Annotated in this window: 15 protein-coding genes; 5 read left to right on the top strand and 10 right to left on the bottom strand. The window is 69.6% G+C overall.

Annotated features, from left to right (window positions below; all coding sequences use genetic code 11):
- The first annotated feature begins 59 nt into the window (after nucleotides 1-59).
- The 3 genes from ACAM49_RS25065 to ACAM49_RS25055 all read left to right on the top strand — a co-directional run bounded on the left by ACAM49_RS25065 (nucleotide 60) and on the right by ACAM49_RS25055 (nucleotide 3,837).
- A complete protein-coding gene (locus ACAM49_RS25065; RefSeq protein WP_369638012.1) occupies nucleotides 60-1,460 on the top strand; it encodes a zinc-dependent metalloprotease in 1,401 nt (466 codons plus the stop codon).
- Nucleotides 1,461-1,543: 83 nt separating this feature from the next.
- A complete protein-coding gene (locus tag ACAM49_RS25060) occupies nucleotides 1,544-2,404 on the top strand; it encodes a hypothetical protein (protein ID WP_369638011.1) in 861 nt (286 codons plus the stop codon).
- Nucleotides 2,405-2,448: 44 nt separating this feature from the next.
- Complete coding sequence (locus tag ACAM49_RS25055; RefSeq protein ID WP_369638010.1) at nucleotides 2,449-3,837, top strand: ABC1 kinase family protein; 1,389 nt, start codon at nucleotides 2,449-2,451, stop codon at nucleotides 3,835-3,837.
- A gap of 110 nt (nucleotides 3,838-3,947) precedes the next feature.
- On the opposite strand, the gene ACAM49_RS25050 is transcribed toward ACAM49_RS25055, so the two are convergent.
- From ACAM49_RS25050 to ACAM49_RS25040, 3 genes are all read right to left on the bottom strand, one after another.
- On the bottom strand, nucleotides 3,948-4,220 hold the full coding sequence (locus ACAM49_RS25050) for a WhiB family transcriptional regulator (protein WP_369638022.1): 273 nt from the start codon (nucleotides 4,218-4,220) through the stop codon (nucleotides 3,948-3,950).
- Between the two features lie 187 nt (nucleotides 4,221-4,407).
- Nucleotides 4,408-4,770 (bottom strand): hypothetical protein, encoded by a 363-nt coding sequence (locus ACAM49_RS25045; RefSeq protein ID WP_369638009.1) that lies wholly within the window; start codon nucleotides 4,768-4,770, stop codon nucleotides 4,408-4,410.
- 213 nt (nucleotides 4,771-4,983) lie between these two features.
- Nucleotides 4,984-7,137 carry an ATP-dependent DNA helicase UvrD2 gene (locus ACAM49_RS25040; protein WP_369638008.1) on the bottom strand — a complete coding sequence of 718 codons (2,154 nt, stop codon included), beginning with the start codon at nucleotides 7,135-7,137 and terminating at the stop codon, nucleotides 4,984-4,986.
- Between the two features lie 90 nt (nucleotides 7,138-7,227).
- On the opposite strand from ACAM49_RS25040, the gene ACAM49_RS25035 reads away from it, so the two are divergent.
- Nucleotides 7,228-8,538, top strand: a complete 1,311-nt coding sequence (locus ACAM49_RS25035) for a low temperature requirement protein A (RefSeq protein WP_369638007.1) — start codon at nucleotides 7,228-7,230, stop codon at nucleotides 8,536-8,538.
- 40 nt (nucleotides 8,539-8,578) lie between these two features.
- Here the strand turns inward: ACAM49_RS25035 and ACAM49_RS25030 are convergent, their stop codons facing one another.
- The 3 genes from ACAM49_RS25030 to ACAM49_RS25020 are packed head-to-tail and all read right to left on the bottom strand — an operon-like array spanning nucleotide 8,579 to nucleotide 9,881.
- Entirely contained in the window at nucleotides 8,579-9,040 is a 462-nt protein-coding gene (locus ACAM49_RS25030) for a MarR family winged helix-turn-helix transcriptional regulator (RefSeq protein WP_369638006.1), read from the bottom strand.
- Nucleotides 9,037-9,462, bottom strand: coding sequence for an EVE domain-containing protein (locus tag ACAM49_RS25025; RefSeq protein ID WP_369638005.1), 426 nt, complete (start codon nucleotides 9,460-9,462; stop codon nucleotides 9,037-9,039). Before ACAM49_RS25025 ends, ACAM49_RS25030 begins: the two co-directional genes overlap by 4 nt.
- Nucleotides 9,459-9,881 carry a hypothetical protein gene (locus tag ACAM49_RS25020; protein WP_369638004.1) on the bottom strand — a complete coding sequence of 141 codons (423 nt, stop codon included), beginning with the start codon at nucleotides 9,879-9,881 and terminating at the stop codon, nucleotides 9,459-9,461. Before ACAM49_RS25020 ends, ACAM49_RS25025 begins: the two co-directional genes overlap by 4 nt.
- A gap of 108 nt (nucleotides 9,882-9,989) precedes the next feature.
- On the opposite strand from ACAM49_RS25020, the gene ACAM49_RS25015 reads away from it, so the two are divergent.
- A complete protein-coding gene (locus tag ACAM49_RS25015; protein WP_369638003.1) occupies nucleotides 9,990-10,241 on the top strand; it encodes a mycoredoxin in 252 nt (83 codons plus the stop codon).
- Between the two features lie 63 nt (nucleotides 10,242-10,304).
- On the opposite strand, the gene nudC is transcribed toward ACAM49_RS25015, so the two are convergent.
- From nudC to ACAM49_RS24995, 4 genes are all read right to left on the bottom strand, one after another.
- A complete protein-coding gene (gene nudC, locus ACAM49_RS25010; protein WP_369638002.1) occupies nucleotides 10,305-11,234 on the bottom strand; it encodes an NAD(+) diphosphatase in 930 nt (309 codons plus the stop codon).
- Nucleotides 11,235-11,258: 24 nt separating this feature from the next.
- The gene (locus tag ACAM49_RS25005; protein WP_369638001.1) at nucleotides 11,259-12,320 is read right to left on the bottom strand and encodes a TrkA family potassium uptake protein; all 1,062 of its coding nucleotides are present in this window, start codon (nucleotides 12,318-12,320) and stop codon (nucleotides 11,259-11,261) included.
- 121 nt (nucleotides 12,321-12,441) lie between these two features.
- On the bottom strand, nucleotides 12,442-16,041 hold the full coding sequence (locus ACAM49_RS25000; protein ID WP_369638000.1) for an ATP-dependent helicase: 3,600 nt from the start codon (nucleotides 16,039-16,041) through the stop codon (nucleotides 12,442-12,444).
- Nucleotides 16,038-17,615: PD-(D/E)XK nuclease family protein (locus tag ACAM49_RS24995; protein ID WP_369637999.1), on the bottom strand; the 1,578-nt coding region annotated here is incomplete at its 5' end. The genes ACAM49_RS24995 and ACAM49_RS25000, both read right to left, overlap by 4 nt.

Here is a 17,615-nt window from a genome sequence, read left to right as displayed (position 1 = left end):
CCATTGCCGCGCTCCGCTCGGCGGTTCGCGTGGTCCGCGGCTCCAGTACCGTAGTAGCTATGAGTGATTTCCCGTTCGGATTCTCGAACCGCGATGACGATCCGGAGCGCAAGCCCGGGGACCAGTCGGGCGGTCCTGGTGCGAACAACCCGTTCGGATTCCCCATCGGGGGTCAGGGCGGCGGCGGATTCGATCCCTCGCAACTCGGTCAGATGCTGACCCAGCTGGGCGCCATGTTCTCGGGCATGGGCCAGCCGGGCGCACAGAGCGGACCGGTCAATTACGACATCGCCAAGCGGTTGGCGCGACAGCAGCTGGGCGCCACCGTGGCACCCGTGTCCTCCGGCTCGCAGAGCGCGGTGAACGACGCCGCGCATCTGGCGGAACTGTGGCTGGACGCGGCCACCACCTTCCCGGCGGGCGCCTCGAAGACCGTCGCGTGGACGGCCAACGACTGGATCGAGGAGACGCTGCCCACCTGGAAGCGGCTGTGTGATCCGGTGGCCGAACAGGTTTCGGGCATGTGGACCGCCACCCTCCCGGCCGAGGCCAAGGAGTTCGCGGCCCCGATGTTCGGGATGCTCGGCCAGATGGGCGGACTCGCCTTCGGCTCGCAGCTGGGTCAGGCCCTGGGCCAGCTCGCCAAGGAGGTGCTGACCTCCACCGATATCGGCCTGCCGCTGGGCCCGGACGGGACCGCGGCGCTGATGCCGGCGGCCATCTCCGAATTCAGCGCCGGGCTCGAGCAGCCCGAGAGCGAGATCCTGGTCTACCTGGCCGCGCGCGAGGCCGCCCATCAGCGGCTGTTCGCGCACGTGCCGTGGCTGCGCCAGCAGGTGCTGGGCGCGGTGGAGGATTACGCGCGCGGCATCAAGATGGACTTCTCGGCCATCGAGCAGGCCGCGGCGGGCCTGGATCCGATGACCCTCGCGCAGGATCCGTCGAAGCTGGAAGAGCTGCTCTCGCAGGGCACTTTCGAGCCGCAGACCACGCCCGAGCAGAAGGCCGCGCTGGAACGGCTGGAGACGCTGCTGGCCCTGATCGAGGGCTGGGTGGAGACCGTGGTCACCGACGCCGTCGGCGATCGGCTGCCCGGTGCGGGCGCACTGGCCGAGACGCTGCGGCGGCGGCGCGCCACCGGCGGTCCGGCCGAACAGACCTTCGCCACCCTGGTCGGGCTGGAGCTGCGGCCGCGCAAGGTGCGCGAGGCCGCGGCGCTGTGGCGGCGGCTGACCACCGATGCCGGGCTGGAGAAGCGCGACGGCGTCTGGGCGCACCCGGACCTGCTGCCCGACTCCTCGGATCTGGATTCGCCCGCGGGCTTCATCGATTCGGTGCTGGGCGGCGGTGAGGCGAGCGCCTTCGACGATCCGCTGGCGCAACTGGCCGAGACGGAGGCGCGCGAGCGCGCGGAGAAGGAAGCCAAGGGCGAGGAATCCGACGGGGAAGACTCGAAATAGAGGTTGTGGATAACCCGCGAAAGCGCTGATGGTCAAGCGTTTTCGCGGGTTTTCGCGTATCCGGGGGCGCGCACGCTGGAGGCATGACGACCTCGACCGCGACGCGCGGACCCCTGCTGCATCCCCGAATCACCGTGCTGCTGCGGCCGAATGGCGCCGTGCAGCTCGGTTGGAATCCGGAGGCGGCGGTGATCGTGCGGCCGCCCGGGCCGGTCGAGGCGGTGCCCGCGCTGCTGCGGCTGCTGGACGGGTCCCGCACCGAGACCGAGTTTCTCTGGCAGGCGCGGGAATTGGGGTTCGGGATCGAGACGGCCCGGGCCTTGCTGGAGGAGTTGGCGGCGGCCGATCTGCTCGCCCGGGACGAGCCGCGGTCTCGATTGCGCAGTGTGCGGATTCACGGGCGCGGGCCGCTGGCGGACGCGGTGCTGGCGGGGGTGCGGCGAATCGGGTTGCGGGCCGGGCATTCACACGACCGCTACGGTGAGGGCCTCGGGGCTAGCTTCGAAGCCGACCGGCCCGATCTGCTGGTGCTCTGTGACGCGCTGGTCCCCGATCCGGGGCTGGTCGCGGAGCTCATGCGCCGGTGCGTTCCCCATCTGCAGGTGCGGGTTCGCGACGGGCGCGGGATTGTCGGCCCACTGGTGCTGCCCGGCGAAACCAGTTGTCTGCGCTGCGCGGATCTGCACCGCACCGACCACGAGCCGGACTGGCCGCAGCTGGCCGCGCAGTTGCTGGGGCGGGTCGGCTGCGCCTCCCCGGCGGGCATCGCGATGACGGCGGCCTTGGCGCTCAACGAAATCGAGACGGTGTGCTTCGGCCGGGCCGCGCGGCCACCGGCGACGCTGAACGCCACGCTGGAGTTGGATCCCGATGTTCCGCACCTGGATCGGCGCACGTGGCCCGCCCATTCCGGCTGCGGTTGCGGCGCAGGCGGGCGACTGTGACGGAAACCACTATCGTTCGCGACCCGAACAAACACCCGATTCCCATGGCGCACCGTCTGGGACATCGGCATGATGGGAACGTGTCAGAGATTGTGAGCAAGCGCTCTTCCCGCAATGCCAAGCTGGCCAAGATTCCACTCGGCATCGCAGGGCGGGCGGCCGTGGGTTTCGGCCGCAAACTTGCCGGGGGAGACAAGCAGGAGATCAACGCCGAGCTGAACCAGAAGGCCGCCGAACAGCTGTTCGCGGTGCTCGGTGAGCTCAAGGGCGGGGCCATGAAGTTCGGCCAGGCGCTGTCGGTGATGGAGGCCGCCGTACCGGAGGAGTTCGGCGAGCACTATCGCGAGGCGCTCACCAAACTGCAGGCCGCCGCGCCCCCGATGCCCGCCGCGGCCGTGCACCGGCAGCTGGATCAGCAGCTGGGAACCGGTTGGCGGCAACGCTTCCGGGAGTTCGACGACAAGCCGACCGCCTCGGCCAGCATCGGCCAGGTGCACAAGGCCATCTGGTCCGACGGCCGCGTGGTCGCGGTGAAGGTGCAGTACCCGGGTGCGGACGAGGCGCTGCGCGCCGATCTCAAGACGCTCAACCGGATGGCGGGCATGATGAGCGCGCTGATTCCGGGCGCCGACGTCAAGCCGATCCTGGCCGAGATCAGCGAGCGCACCGAGGAGGAGCTGGACTACCGCATCGAGGGCGGGCACCAGCGCCAGTTCGCCAAGGCCTTCGACGGGCATCCGCGGTTCCTGGTGCCCAAGGTGGTGGCCAGCGCTCCGAAGGTGATCGTCACCGAGTGGCTGGACAACGCCACCCCGGTCTCCAAGATCATCCAGCGCGGTATGGAGGATCCCGAGGGCACGCTCGAGCTGCGCAACCGGGTCGCCGCGCTGATGGGCGAATTCCATTTCAGCTCACCGGCTATCGCGGGTCTGCTGCACGCCGATCCGCATCCGGGCAACTTCATGGTGCTCGAGGACGGCCGCCTCGCCGTCATCGACTACGGCGCCTGCGCGCCCCTGCCCAACGGCTTCCCCAAGATCCTGGGGCAGATGGTGGCGCTCGAGGTCGAGGAACGCTACGACGAGCTGACCGCGCTGCTGCACGACAACGGCTGGGTCATCCCCGGCAAGACGGTCAGCATCGAGGAGATCCAGGCCTACCTGCGTCCCTTCACCGACCCCATCAAGACCGAGACCTTCCACTTCACCCGCCGCTGGATGCAGCGCGTGGCGGGCAAGGCCACCGACATCTCCAACTCGGAGATGATGAAAACCGCCCGCTCCCTCCAACTCCCGGCCGAACACGTCATGATCTTCCGCGTCCTCGGCGGCTCCGTAGGCATCTGCGCCCAACTCGACGCCGAAATCCCCTTCATGAAACTCATGAAGGACTGGGTCCCCGGCTACACCGAAACCCTCAGCGCCGCAAGCTGACACCCCGACAGCTCGCTTGGCGCGTTTGAAAAGCGTTCCAGCGCAAAACGACCCGCTTACCACACGGTAAGCGGGTCGTATGCGTTCAACTCCCCCGGAAGCCGGGGCGGTCATGCCACCGCGACCTTGCGCGGACGCCCACGGGGGCGCTTGCGGGCGATCACGACACCCTGGTCGAAGATCTCGCCACCCCAGACACCCCAGGGCTCAGCGCGATCCAGCGCCGCAGCCAGGCAGCCCTGACGGATGGGGCAGGACGCGCACAGCGTCTTCGCCTCTTCCAGCTGGGCGGGGGACTCGGCGAACCACAGGTCCGGGTTGCCGACTCGGCAGGGGATGGAGAGGGCGACCGTCCGGCGGGTGCGGGCGGTCGTGTTGGCCACGGTGTTGCGGCATGTCACTCGTTCACGGATGACCGTGGTGGTAGACACGTCGGGCTCCTTCAGCTCGTGCTATCGGTCGTTCGGTGTGTTCGCGAAGACCGGTGCCGGTGGCTGTGGGCCGAAAAAACATTGGCCACGGTATTCGCGCTTTTCGCGATCCGTGGCCAGGAGGTCTGGGAGTGGTTCCCTACCTGAGTCGACTTCGGTGTCGACTCCTGATCACGGTCGCTGGGTCGGTGGTGTTGGGGCGGACTGCCGTCAGATGGACCGGACGCTCGGTTCCGGTCGGATCGGCGACGAACTCGACGGCCGCATATGCGGCTGCCGGCTGCCAGTCACCCTTGGGCTTGTCCTGCTTGATCACGATCTGCTTGTCCGCTTGGGCTTTGCTTGCAAAGACCTGAAGACCAAGATCGCCGTTCACGCCGGACACACGAATCCCCTGCAACGCGAGGATCCCCCGGGAGGCGGACGCCAGGGACATGACAGGTGCGCACGCGAAACGCCCGGCGATGCTGCCGGTCGCAATGCTGTTCACGATGCCGTTCATTGGTCTGCCTCCCTCCTTCACTCGTATGCGATCAGTTGTCTAAAGCGCGCGGGTTCTTCCCCGGTGCATGTGAACCACACTAGGTAGTCGTACGGATGCGCACAACTTATTTTTGACCTGCTGTTTTGGGGGCTTGCTCACTACACCTCTCGAAGCTCTCGTGCCTCGCTGCCTTCGGCAGCGAGGCACGAACCGAGAAAAAGGTGGGTACTACTAGGCGTCCCGGAGCCGTGAGCGCACGATCGCGAGCACATCCGCCCCGTATGTCTGCAGCTTCTTGGCCCCGATACCCGGGATCGACACCAGTGCCTTGTCGTCGGCGGGCCGCTGTTCGGCGATGGCTGTCAAGGTCGTATCGCTGAACACCACAAAATGGGGCAGCTTCAGTTCGTCGGCCTTCTCGCGACGCCATTCCTGCAGGGCCACGAGCAGTTCCGGGTCGATGTCGGCCGGGCAGCGCGAGCAGCGGCCGAGCATGGTGGCCTGGGTGTTCAGCAGCGGGCGGCCGCAGACGCGGCAGGTCGGGTGCACGCGCTTGGGGCCGGGGCGGCGGTCGGTGGTGTGGGTCGCGATGCGCGAGGCCGGGGAATCGTCGGGGACCAGGCCGATGAGGAACCGGGACCGGCGGCGCACCTTGCGCCCGCCCGCGGAACGGGCCAGCGCCCAGGACAACTGGAGGTGTTCGCGCGCGCGAGTGACGCCGACGTAGAGTAGGCGGCGTTCCTCCTCCAGCGCGGCCTCGTCGGAAACCGTTGCGTCCGGGCCGAGTACGTGCTGAATGGGCATGGTGCCGTCGGCCAGGCCGACCAGGAACACCGCATCCCATTCCAGGCCCTTGGCCGCGTGCAGCGAGGCCAGGGTGATGCCCTGCACGGTCGGTGGGTGCCGGGCCTCGGCGCGGGCGGCCAGCTCGCGCAGCAGGCCGGTCAGGTCGAGTTCGGGCTCGTGCTCGGCGAGTTCCTCGGTCAGCTGAACCAGGGCCATGAACGAGGACCAGCGTTCGCGGGCCTGCACACCGACCGGCTCTTCCTTGGTGAGCCCGATCCCGGCCAGCGCCGCGCGGACCAGGGTGACCAGTTTCTCGCCGCGGGCGTCGGGCAGGTCCTCACGGTTGGCGGTCTGGCGCAGCGTCGAGACCGCCTGCCGCACCTCGGGCCGGTTGAAGAAGCCCTCGCCGCCGCGCACCTGGTAGGCGATGCCCGCCTCGGTCAACGCCTGCTCGTAGACCTCCGACTGGGCGTTGATGCGGTAGAGGATCGCGATCTCGGAAGCGGGAACACCATTTCCGAGCAGCTTGGCGACCGCCTTGGCGACGGCGGCGGCCTCGGCGGGCTCGTCGTCGAATTCGGCGAAGGTCGGTTCGGGTCCGTCCGGCCGCTGGCCGATGAGTTGTAGCCGGGTACCCGCGATGCGGCCGCGGGCCGCTCCGATCACCCGGTTGGCCAGCGACACCACCTGCGGTGTGGAGCGATAGTCCCGTTCCAGGCGGACCACGGTCGCGTCCGGGAAGCGGCGCGAGAAGTCGAGCAGATAGGAAGGACTGGCCCCGGTGAAGGAGTAGATGGTCTGGTTGGCGTCGCCGACCACGGTCAGATCGTCGCGATCGCCCAGCCAGGCGTCGAGCACCCGCTGCTGCAGCGGGGTGACGTCCTGGTATTCGTCCACCACGAAGCAGCGGTAGCGGCCGCGGAACTCCTCGGCGACCGAGGTGTAGTCCTCGAGCGCGGCGGCGGTGTGCAGCAGCAGATCGTCGAAGTCGAGCAGCAGACCGTCGGGTGTGGTCTTGAGCGCCTCGTAGTAGGTGTAGACGGCGGAGACCTTCTTGGCCTCGAACGGCACGTCGCGATGGCGGCGGCCGACCTCGCCCGCGTAGTCCTCCGGCGCGATGAGCGAGCCCTTGGCCCATTCGATCTCGCTGATCAGATCGCGCAGGCTGTCGGTGTCGGTGGGCAGTCCGGCCCGGCCCGCGGCCTGGGCCACGATGGGGAACTTGCCGTCGATGAGCCGCCACGGCACATCGCCGACGACCTGGGGCCAGAAGTACTTGAGCTGCCGGAGCGCGGCGGCGTGGAAGGTGCGGGCCTGCACCTGACCGGCCTCACCGCTCAAACCCAAGGCGCGCAACCGATTCCGCAGCTCCCCCGCCGCGCGGGCGGTGAACGTCACCGACAGCACCTGGTCGGCGCGCACGTGCCCGGCCGAGACCAGATGCGCGATGCGGTGGGTGATGGTGCGGGTCTTGCCCGTTCCCGCGCCGGCCAGCACGCACACCGGTCCCCGGGGGGCGCGCACGGCCGCGGCCTGCTCGGCATCGAGGTCGTCGAGCCGGAGCTGGGCCTGGGTGGTCGCGGCAGTCACGCGCTCCATCATGACAGTGCCCTCCGACAGGTGCGGCGGCCCTCGGCGTGGCGGCACGGAAACCGGGCAGATGCCGGGCGGTCCGGTTAGCGTGCGGATGTGGTCAATGAGACACCTGGGACCGGCGGCGCTGAGACACCAGAGACCGGCAAGGCCGGAACACCCGACACCGGCGGCGACGCGTCAACCGAGACACATGAGCGGCACGCGAGTTGGATCGAGCTGTTCTTCGACCTGGTCGCGGTCGCGGGCATCGGCCAGCTGACCCACCTGCTGCACCGCGGCCCATCGCTGGGCGACTTCGCCCTGTATGTGGCGCTCTACCTGGCCTTTTGGATGGTGTGGGCGTGCATCACGCTGTACGGCAATATCGCCCGCGACAACGCGCGCATTCCATTGATCCTCGCGGCCATGCTGGGGCTCGGCCTGATGGCCGCCGCGGTGCCCGGCATCCCGGAGCGGCACGCCACCACCTTCGCGGCCGTCTACGTGCTGGTCCGGCTCGGCTCCGAACATCTCTTCGGCCGCGGCCGGTTCGTGGTCGACTGGCCGTCGATGCAGCTGACCATCGGTGTGTGGCCGTGGGTGATCTCGCTGTGGGTGGGTGAGCCCGGCAAGTACTGGCTGTGGGCGGTGGGCCTGGCGCTGGATCTGTACGTCATGTTCGCGATCAGCGGCGAGCGGATGCTGGCCGAGGGGCGCGAACGGCTGCGGGCCAGGATTCGCCGCGTCCAGGAGAGCCCGCGCTTCGACCCCGAACGCTTCGATCCGGGCAGGATCCGGGATATGGAAGCGGTGCACGCCGATCCGGCCCATCTGGGCGAACGCCTCGGGCTCTACGTGATCATCGTGCTCGGCGAGGGCGTCATCGCGATCATCACCGCGCTCGGCGGCGTCCAGTGGAATGCCGGGGTGCTGATCCTCGCCTTCGCCGCCTTCGTCATCCTGGCCGGTCTGTGGGCGCTGACCCTCCTCTACGGCTTCATCCCCCGGATGATGGTCGACACCGTCGCCGCGGAAGACCAACCGTGGCAACGCATCATGCTCACCCACTGCGGCATGACGGGCGGCATCGCGACCCTCGCGGCGGGCCTGGGCCTGGCCATGGATCACGCCCACGGCCACCTCACCACCGGCATCGGCTGGGCGCTGTGCGGCGGCGCCGCAGCGTATTTCGCGGTGGTGGGGATCAGCGGTGTCCGCAGCAGGGCCGGATGGCGCTGGGTCCTGGCCTGGCCCCTCCCCTGCACGGTGCTCGCGGTGGCCCTCGGCGCGTTCGCCACCCACCTCACCGCCCTGCCGCTGGTCTGCGCGGTCGCTGCCCTGGTGGTCTGGCCACTGCTGTGGGAGACCTGGGCAGCGGGCAAGTGGCGCAACGGTTCCGGGCCGGATCGCCCGGTGCGGAGTTAGCCGCGTCGCGGAGGCGGGCTGGTCGCGTTCGCGGAGTTGGCTAGCCTCGGTCGCGGAGTTGGCGCAGGGCGGCGGTGAAGCGGGGGCCAACGTCGCCGAGTGGCGAGAAGAAGTCGCGGTCGCAGGCTTCGACCGCGCCGATGGCCCGATTCACCAGGGCCACACCGGATTCGGTGGGGATCAGGGACTTCGCGCGCTTGTCGGTGGGGTGGTCGCGGCGTTCCAGGAGGCCCTTCTGCTCCAGGGTGCGCAGGACCTGGGAGGTCATCATGGGATCGGTGGCGGCCTGATCGGCGATGTCGCGCTGGGTGACCGGATCGCCGCCCGACCGGCCGGTGAGCCAGGTCAGGGAGGCGAGCAGGACGAATTGGACGTGGGTGAGGTCGAAGGGGGCGAGGGCCGCGCGCTGGGCGGCCTGCCAGCGGTTGGTCACCTGCCAGAGCAAGAGGCCGGGGCTTTCGTCGGCGTGCTCGAATTCGGTGTGCAGTCCGCCATTCGTCACCGGCCGACCATAGCGCGCGAGATGAGCTCGAAATCATGGGCGGTCAGTTCGATCAGGCCGCGCCGCAGCACGATTCCCCAGTTGGGGACGCTGGTCAGGTCGAGTTCGGTGCGCAGGTCGTCGATCGGGACCTGGCGGGCGTCGGGGTCGTAGTCGACCGCGCGCCGCCACGGGCGGAAGCAGCCGCCCTCCTCTTCGACCTGCCAGGCCGGGCCTTCGGCGATGGTGCCCAGGGCGGTGAAGGATTTGATCGGTTCGCCCTCGCGCATGCCGGTGCGGGGCGAGTAGTAGACGAGCCCGTCGCCGGGGCTCATGCGCTCCACGGCGGCGCGCTTGCCGTGATTGGCTTGCGCGAAGCCGAGTTCCACGCCGCGGCGGACATGATCGCGGGAGACGACACCGAGCCAATATCTGGTGGTCATACCAGCACCGCCTCGGCGGCCGCGACCAGCGCGTCGACATCGGTCTGCACGGACTTGGCGAGATCGCCGCCCAGGATCTTGTTCCAGAGCCCGCGCAGCGGACCCTCCATGGTGATGCGGACGGACACAGTGGTCAGACCATCTTCCACGACCACCTTGTGGGCGAAGATCAGCCGCGCGCCGAGCAGCTTGGACGTGTCGATGAATTCGGAGTCGGTGAGCTTGGTGACGACGAACTTGGTCTTGGGACCGCCCTTGGGCTTGAGGGTCCCGGTGGCGCCCTGGACGAACGGGCCGTCCAGGACCACCCATTCGGTGTCCTGATTCCATTCCGGCCAGGTGGCCATGTCGGCCCACTTGGCGAAGAAGGCGGCGGGAGCGGCGGTCGAGGCGGCGGAGGCTTCAGCGATGAACGTCATGCAATTAGTATGCGCGCTTACTATCTACCCGTCAACACCCGATCATCGATCCGCTCACAGCGCCCCGGCGAGGGGAACACGATCAGCTCGGAGTATGTTGCACGACTCGTGACTGCAACCGACCTGACCATGTACTCGACGACCTGGTGCGGCTACTGCCGTCGCCTGAAGACCCAGCTCGACGAGGCCGGGATCACCTACGAGGTGATCGACATCGAAGACCATCCAGAGGCCGCCGAGTTCGTCGGCAGCGTGAACAACGGCAACCATGTGGTGCCGACGATCAAGTACCGGGACGGCTCGACAGCCACCAATCCGAGCCTGGCTCAGGTCAAGGAAGCTCTCGCCGCCATCGGCTGAGCACCGTACATATGGATGAAGCCGCACACCGAGGGGTGTGCGGCTTCACGCTGTGTCCGGTGCCTACTCCGCCGCGGCCCAGGATTCGACGATCGTCCGGGCGATCGAAATCGACCCCGGCAGCAGCAGTTTCCGGTCGGTGGTCTGCAGCGTCTCGGTGTTGTCGCGCCCCCACGCGCCCGCGGCCAGCGCCTCGCGCACCTCGTCGCGCGTGAACCAGTACGCCTCGACGATCTCCCCGTCGTGGAAGGTCAAGGGCTGCTCCGGATCCGCGACGGCGGTGAAGCCGAGCATGAGCGAGCGCGGGAACGGCCAGGGCTGGCTGCCCAGGTAGCGGATCTCGCGGACGTCGACGCCGACCTCCTCCTTGACCTCGCGTTCCACGCAGCGTTCGAGGGACTCCCCCGCCTCCACGAATCCGGCCAGCAGCGAGAACAGCCCCTCCGGCCAGGAGTTCTGGCGGCCGAGCAGCACGCGGTCGCCGCTCTCGTCGGTGATGAGGCAGATGACGGCCGGATCGGTGCGCGGGAATTCCTCGTGCCCGGCCTCGCTGGTGCGCGACCAGCCGCCGTTGGTGGAGACGGTGGCGGTGCCGTCGGCGGAGCTGTAGCGGGCCTTGCCGTGCCAGTTCAGCAGGGCGATGGCGGTGGCGAGCAGTCCGGTGCTGAAGTCGTCGGGCTGCAGGGTGACGCCGTAGGCGCGCAGGTCCGCGAGCTCACCCTCAATGGTGTTGTCGCGCACCGCCCACAGGTGGGTGCCGCCGTCCACGCCCAGGAAGACGGCGTCGGCGGCCGGTTCGGCGGCGAGGGTGGTGGCCGGTTCCAGCACCACGGTTCCGCCGTCGATGCGGACCTGGCCGCGCTTGTTCATTCGGAGGAGTTTCGCCTGCGCCCAGCCTTCTTTGAGGGCCTGCTCGTCGGCGCGCAGGTGTTCCGCGCGGTCGAGAGTGGAACGGGACAGCAGCGGAACCGCATTCAGCTGAAAACCTGACACGGCTTCGAGACTAGTCGGACCGGCCTATCCGGCTGAGACGCGGCGCAGATAGAGCAGCTTGTCGCTGCTCTCCAGCGCGTCGGTCTCGGGTTCGCCGACCCGGATGAGCCGACCGTCGCGGACCACGCCGAGCACGATGTCGCGCAGGTGGCGCGGGGAGCCGCCGACCTCCTCGGTCTCCACGTCGCGTTCGGCGATGGCGAAGCCGGCCTCGGGGGTGAGCAGGTCCTCGATCATGTCCACCACGGCGGGGGTGGTGGTGGCGATGCCGAGCAGGCGGCCCGCGGTCTCGGAGGAGACGACCACCGAGTCCGCGCCGGACTGCCGCAGCAGGTGGGTGTTCTCGGCCTCGCGCACGGCGGCGGAAATCTTTGCCTTCGGGTTGATTTCACGCGCGGTGAGGGTGACCAGCACCGCGGTGTCGTCGCGGTTGGCGGCGACCACGACGGCGGAGGCATGCTGAACTCCGGCCAGCCGCAACACATCCGACTTGGTGGCCGAACCGTGGACGGTGACCAGTCCGGCATTGGCGGCGAATTCCAGGACCTGCGGGTCGGTGTCGACCACGACGATGTCATTGGCCTGGACGCCGTCGGCCAGCATGGCGTCCACGGCGGTGCGGCCCTTGGTGCCGTAGCCGACGACCACGGTGTGATTACGCACGGTGTGCCTCCATCGCTGAATCTTGAACGCCTGCCGGGACCGTTCGGTCAGCACCGACAGGGTGGTGCCGACCAACACGATGAGGAACAGGATCCGCAGCGGCGTGACGACGAGAATATTGATGAGCCGCGCGGTGGGCGTGACCGGTGTGATGTCGCCGTAGCCGGTGGTGGACAGCGACACCGTGGCGTAGTACGCGGCATCCAGCAGGCCCATCTCGTCGCGCGCGTTGTCGTGGTAGCCGTCGCGGCCGATGTAGACGATGACGGTGGCCGCGACCAGCAGCAACACCGCCAGGGTCAGACGCCGGAGCAGCGAATACCACGGGCTGGACTGCGCGGTCGGGACCCGCAGGATGCCGACCAGCGCGAAGTCGGGGCGATCGGTCAGGTTGCCCAGACCGCGCGACGAGTCACCGAACACGCGAATCACCGGACCTTGCGGAGACTTCTAGCTGCGGCACAGGTCCGGAGCGTACCGGGCGCGGCGGCCCGCGGCGGTTTCGCCGGGGGCGCGTCGCTGCATTGGAGAAAGGAAGAGCGAACTACCACCCGGCGTCCGGGGGCAGTGATTCCGGATCCGGGGGCGGTTCGAAGTCGAAATCGAGCGGGACGTCGAACTCCGACGGGGGACGCAGCATTTCGACATCGGTGGGCTCGGGCGGGCCCGGATCGTCGTCGTCGGGCTCCTCGGCCGGAGGCTGGCGGGGTGGGAGCGGCGGCGCGCGGTGGGGTGCGGCGGCGGTGATGATGGCCGCGAGTTCGGTTGGGCCGGGCAGGTGTTCGGGGGCGATGGTGCGGCCGGTGCGGACGTAGTGGAACGCGGCCACGGTATTGGCCAGCAGTTCCTCCTCGGGGCGTCCGGTGCGGGCGGCCTCCAGCCGGGCCCAGGCCAGGCGGTAGACGGCGAGCTGGATGGCGACCGAATCCTCTTCCGCGCGTTGGGGTTCGGAGCCGGTCTTCCAGTCCACGACCACCCAGGTGCCGTCGGGGCGGCGGAAGACGGCGTCCATGCGGCCGCGGATCACCGTGCCCGCGAGCGTGGTTTCGAAGGAGATCTCCACCTCGACCGGGTTGCGGTCGGCCCACGGGGAGGCGAGGAAGGCCTCCTGCAGGCGCAGCAGGTCGGCGTCGGTGTCGGTGACATCGGCCGCGCCGGGCAGTTCCTCGAAGCCGAGCAGGCGCGCGCCGCCGAACCAGCGCTGCAGCCAGGCGTGGAAGGCGGTGCCGCGGCGGGTGTAGGGGCTGGGCGGGTAGGGCAGCGGACGGCGCAGGCGCGCGGCCAGTTTCGCGGGATCGGCGCGCAGGTCGACCAGGGAGGTGGCGGCGAGCTGGCCGGGGAGCTCGACCTCGCGGACGGCTTGTTCGGCGGCGAGGTGTTCGGCGATGAGGGCGTCGACGTCCTCTGCCCAGCCTTCGGGGTCGTCGTCCTCGACGGGCTCGGGATCGGTTGTGGGGAGGCCGAATTCGGGTCCGAAGTCGAGTTCGGTCTGCTGGGGCCGGGATTCGGCGCGCAGCGCGGTGAGCGCGGCCTTGACCAGTTCCACACCCTCCTCGACGAATTCGCGGCGGGAGCCGAGGGGATCGCGGGGCCAGGTGGCGGTCTGTGGGTTGTCGGTGAAGGGGTTGGGTGTGTCGGGCAGGGGCGGATCGTCCCAGCGGTCGATGCGGACGGTTCGCGACAGCGCCGAGCCCGGGGCCTCGGTCGCGTGTTTGAGCTCGAGCAGAAAAGCGGAGGGGCCCTTGGGTTTCGAGCCGGTCTCCGACCAGTGATGGGCGGAGACGAACAGCGCGCGCTCGGTGCGGGTGAGCGCGACGTAGAACAGCCGGCGTTCCTCGTCGAGGCGGCGGGCGGCGAGGGCCTTCTTGTGTTCGTCGAGGGCGCGTTCGAGGTCGGCGCGGTCGTAGATGTCCTCGAGGTCGAGGACGGGGACGCCGTCGGTGGCGTCCTCCTGTTCCCGGTCGCCGCGCAGGGCGGTGGGGAGTTCGGCGAGCGCGCCCATCCAGGTGGTGGTGCCGGTGCCGGACGGGAAGGTGCCGTCGACCACGTGCGGGACCGCGACCACCTCCCATTCCAGGCCCTTGGCGGCGTGCACGGTGAGCACCTGGACGCGGTCGTGGGCGACCTCGACTTCGCCCGGCTCCAAACCGTTCTCGACCTCCTCGGCGGCGGCGAGGAAGTCGAGCAGGCCGTTGAGCGAGGAGCGGTGGTCGGCGGAGTATCCGGCCACGACCTCGGCGAAGGCGTCGAGATGTTCGCGGCCGGCGGCGGACTGGGCGCGGCGGGCCTGGGTCTCCACGCCCACGCCGATGGTGCGTTCCACATCGGCGACCAGTTCGGCCAGCGGCTGCCCGGACCGTTCCCGCAGGGCCGACAGTTCCTGGCCGAGCGCGGTGATGCGGGCGAAGCCCTGGGGCGAATACTGTTCGGCGTCACCGGGATCGGCGATGGCGTCGCCGAGACCGGCCTTCTCGGCGGGTTCGGGGGCGACCTCGCGCAGGGCCTCGTCGAGGGTGGCGGTATCGGTGATGGCATCGGTCTGTCCGGCGGGCCGCCGAATCGACAGCTCGCGCGCGCGCCGCGAGAGGGCCGCGATATCCGAGACGCCGATCCGCCAGCGCGCGCCGGTCAGAATCCGGACCGCCGCGCTGCCGGCCGCCGGATCGGCGATCAACCGGAGGGTGGCGACGATATCGGCGACCTCGGGGGTGTGCAGCAGCCCGCCCAGGCCGACGATCTCCACGGGTAATCCGCGCTCTCGCAAGGCTTCCGCCAGGGGCGCGGCGTCGGCATTGCGCCGCACCAGCACCGCCGAGGTCGGTGGCGGCAGGCCGTCGTCGGTGGCGTCCTCCCACTCGGCCGCGATTCGTTCGGCGACCCAATCACGTTCCTCCACAATAGTTTCCGTCAGCGCGAAAGCTACGGTTCCCTCCTCCGCGCCGGGTCGAGGCCGCAGTGCGTCCACCGTGACGCCCCCGCCCCGGGCCGCACGCTCACGTAGTGGATCCGACACCAGATTCGCCAGATCCAATGCCTCGGGCGGATTCCGCCAGCTGGTGAGCAGCGGCAGGATCGGCGCGGGAACCCCTGGCGCAGCGGGGAAGTCGGTCGCGAAGCGCGGCAGGTTGGCCGCCGACGCGCCACGCCAGCCGTAGATGGATTGCATGGGGTCGCCGACCGCCGTCACGGCCAGCCGCCGACGTCCACCCGTATCGTCCGCGCCGGAATGACGGGGATCGTCCCCACCGAACAAGGAGGACAGCAGGATTCGCTGCGAGTGGCCCGTGTCCTGGTATTCGTCGAGCAGAACCAGCCGGAAGCGATCACGTTCGGCCGCACCGACTTCCGGGTGGGTGGCGGCCAGGCGGGCCGAAAGCGACATCTGGGCGCCGAAATCGAGGGCGCCGCGGCGGCGCAGTTCGTCGGTCAGGCGTTCCACCAACGGCAGCAGGGCGACTCGTTCGTGCTGGGCCTCGAGCAGGTCCAGCAGCGCCTTCTTGGGGCCGCCCTTCTGGCGCGGACCGGCGGGCAGGGTGTGGACGAGGCGCTCCAATTCCAGGTGGGCCGTGGCCAATTGGTGCGGTTCCACCAGGTGTTCGGCGAGCTGGCCGGAAAGGGCCAGGACCGCTTCGGTGACGCCGACGGGGCTGCGGTCGGTGTCGAGGTCGCCGTCCCAGGTGGAGACGACGCGGTAGGCGAGCTGCCAGAGCTGGGTCTGGGTGAGCAGGGTGGCGGTGGGTTCGACAGGGAGGAGCAGGCCGTATTCGGTGAGCAGGCGGCCCGCGTAGGAGTGGTAGGTGCTGATCTCGGGTTCGGAGCCGGTGAGCAGGCCGCGCAGCCGACCGGTGGGGTCGATATCGCGGATGATGGGCGCGCCCGCCAGCCGCGCCAGGCGGGTGCGGATGCGGGTTGTCAACTGCTGGGCGGCTTTTCGGGTGAAGGTGAGGCCCAGCACCTGTTCAGGTTCGACCAAGCCGTTGGCGACCATCCAGACGACGCGGGCGGCCATGGTCTCGGTCTTGCCAGCGCCCGCGCCCGCCACCACCAGGGTGGGGCCGGAGGGGGCGGCGATGACGGCGGCCTGCTCGTCGGTCGGCGGCGGCAGGCCCAGCGCATCCGCGAGCTGACGCGGAGTGACGCTCACTGGTCGGTCACCTGGCGGCCCGTGTCCTGCACCGGGCAGCTGCCCGCGACCTTGCAGTGGCGGCAGCCGTCATTGCGCATAGCGAGGTAGCTGGGGCCTTTGGAGGCGTCGGCGGCGTCGTGGATGACGCCGCGCCAGGCGTCGATGCCCTCGGCGTCCAACGGCGGCTGCATGCGCTGGGTCGCGCCCTCTTTGGAGTTGGGCTTGGCCACGTAGACCAGGCGCGCGCCGCCGGGCTCGCCCTCGCCGAGCGCGCCCTCGGCGGCGGCGACCTGGTAGGTGGCCAGCTGCGCGTGCTCCTCGGCGGCCTGCTTGGAGATGGGGGTCTTGCCGGTCTTCACATCGACGATGACGAAGCGGCCCAGGGCATCTCGCTCGACGCGGTCGACCCGGCCGCTGATCCGCACCGGCAGATCGTCGGGGCCGCGGGCGGGCAGCACGCAGTCCACGGGGACCTCGACGCCGATGGCGGTGAGCTCGTCGCGGGTATTGCGCAGCCAGGCCAGGAAGGTATCGACCATGGTCTCGGTGCGGCGCAATTCCGCGCGGGAATGCCAGTTCTCGCCGTCGCGGGCGCTCGGGTCGATCTTCTTCCACGCCTTGACCAGGGCCTGCTTGACCTGGGCCTCGTTGACCTGCCCGGCCAGGGCTTGCACCAGGGTGTGGACCAGATTGCCCTTGAGGGCGTGCGGGTTCTCGCCGTCGCCGCCGCCGTGGCGTTCCAGCGCCCAGCGCAGGGGGCAGGTCTTGAGCTGGTCCACGGTGGACGGCGAGAGCGAGATCGCGCCGTCCACGCTGTCCCACAACGGATTCGAGGACGACAGCTCGGCGGTGCCGTACCAGTCGTCGGGGTGCGCACCGCGGACGCCGGCGCGGGCCAGCCGGGCCAGCTGCCGGGCCGCGCGCATCCGGCGTTCCGGGGAGGTCTCGGGATCGCAGGCGGCGGAACGCAATTCGGCGATGAGGGCGTGCATGGCCAGGGCGCGGCCGGGGTCCACCGGCGGCGGAATCCGGCCCGGATTGCCGTCGGCGGCGTCGGCGTCCATTTCGGCGAGGAAGCGGGACGGCACCAGATCCTGGTCGCCGGTCACCGATTCGACGGCCGTCACCAGCAGTGACCGCCGCGCCCGGCTGCACGCCACCAACAGCAGCCGCCGCTCCTCGGCCAACAGCGGCGCGGCACGGCTCACCTTCTCACCCGAACCGCCCACTCCCGCAAGCAGATCCACCAGATCCTCGACCCCGAGCAGGGTGCCGCGCGGCCGCAGATTCGGCCAGATCCCCTCCTGCACGGCCGCCACCGCCACGGTGTCCCACTCCCGCCCCGCCGCCGCGTGCGCGCTGCAAATGGTCACCGCCTCACCCGGATCGGTGACCGGCGCATTATCCTGCGGAATCTCCTGCTGCTCCAGGTATTCCACAAACCCTTCGATAGTCGCCCGCGGCAACCGATCCACATACGCCGCGGCCGCCTCGAACAACCCCACCACCGCGTCCAAATCCCGGTCCGCCTGCATCCCGACCGCTCCCCCACGCTCGGACTGCCCCACCCACCGCCGCTCCAACGTCGAAGC

The organism is Nocardia sp. JMUB6875, assembly GCF_041154655.1.
Lineage (GTDB): Bacteria > Actinomycetota > Actinomycetes > Mycobacteriales > Mycobacteriaceae > Nocardia.
The sequence above is the reverse complement of the archived record's forward strand: the minus strand, read 5'-3'. Positions and strand labels throughout refer to the sequence as shown.

Coding starts and splice junctions, on each gene's coding strand:
- ACAM49_RS25065 (WP_369638012.1), top strand. CDS start 60: ATGAGTGATTTCCCGTTCGGATTCTCGAACCGCGATGACGATCCGGAG.
- ACAM49_RS25045 (WP_369638009.1), bottom strand. CDS start 4,770: ATGAACGGCATCGTGAACAGCATTGCGACCGGCAGCATCGCCGGGCGT.
- ACAM49_RS25040 (WP_369638008.1), bottom strand. CDS start 7,137: ATGGAGCGCGTGACTGCCGCGACCACCCAGGCCCAGCTCCGGCTCGAC.
- ACAM49_RS25060 (WP_369638011.1), top strand. CDS start 1,544: ATGACGACCTCGACCGCGACGCGCGGACCCCTGCTGCATCCCCGAATC.
- ACAM49_RS25055 (WP_369638010.1), top strand. CDS start 2,449: ATGGCGCACCGTCTGGGACATCGGCATGATGGGAACGTGTCAGAGATT.
- ACAM49_RS25020 (WP_369638004.1), bottom strand. CDS start 9,881: ATGACGTTCATCGCTGAAGCCTCCGCCGCCTCGACCGCCGCTCCCGCC.
- ACAM49_RS25025 (WP_369638005.1), bottom strand. CDS start 9,462: ATGACCACCAGATATTGGCTCGGTGTCGTCTCCCGCGATCATGTCCGC.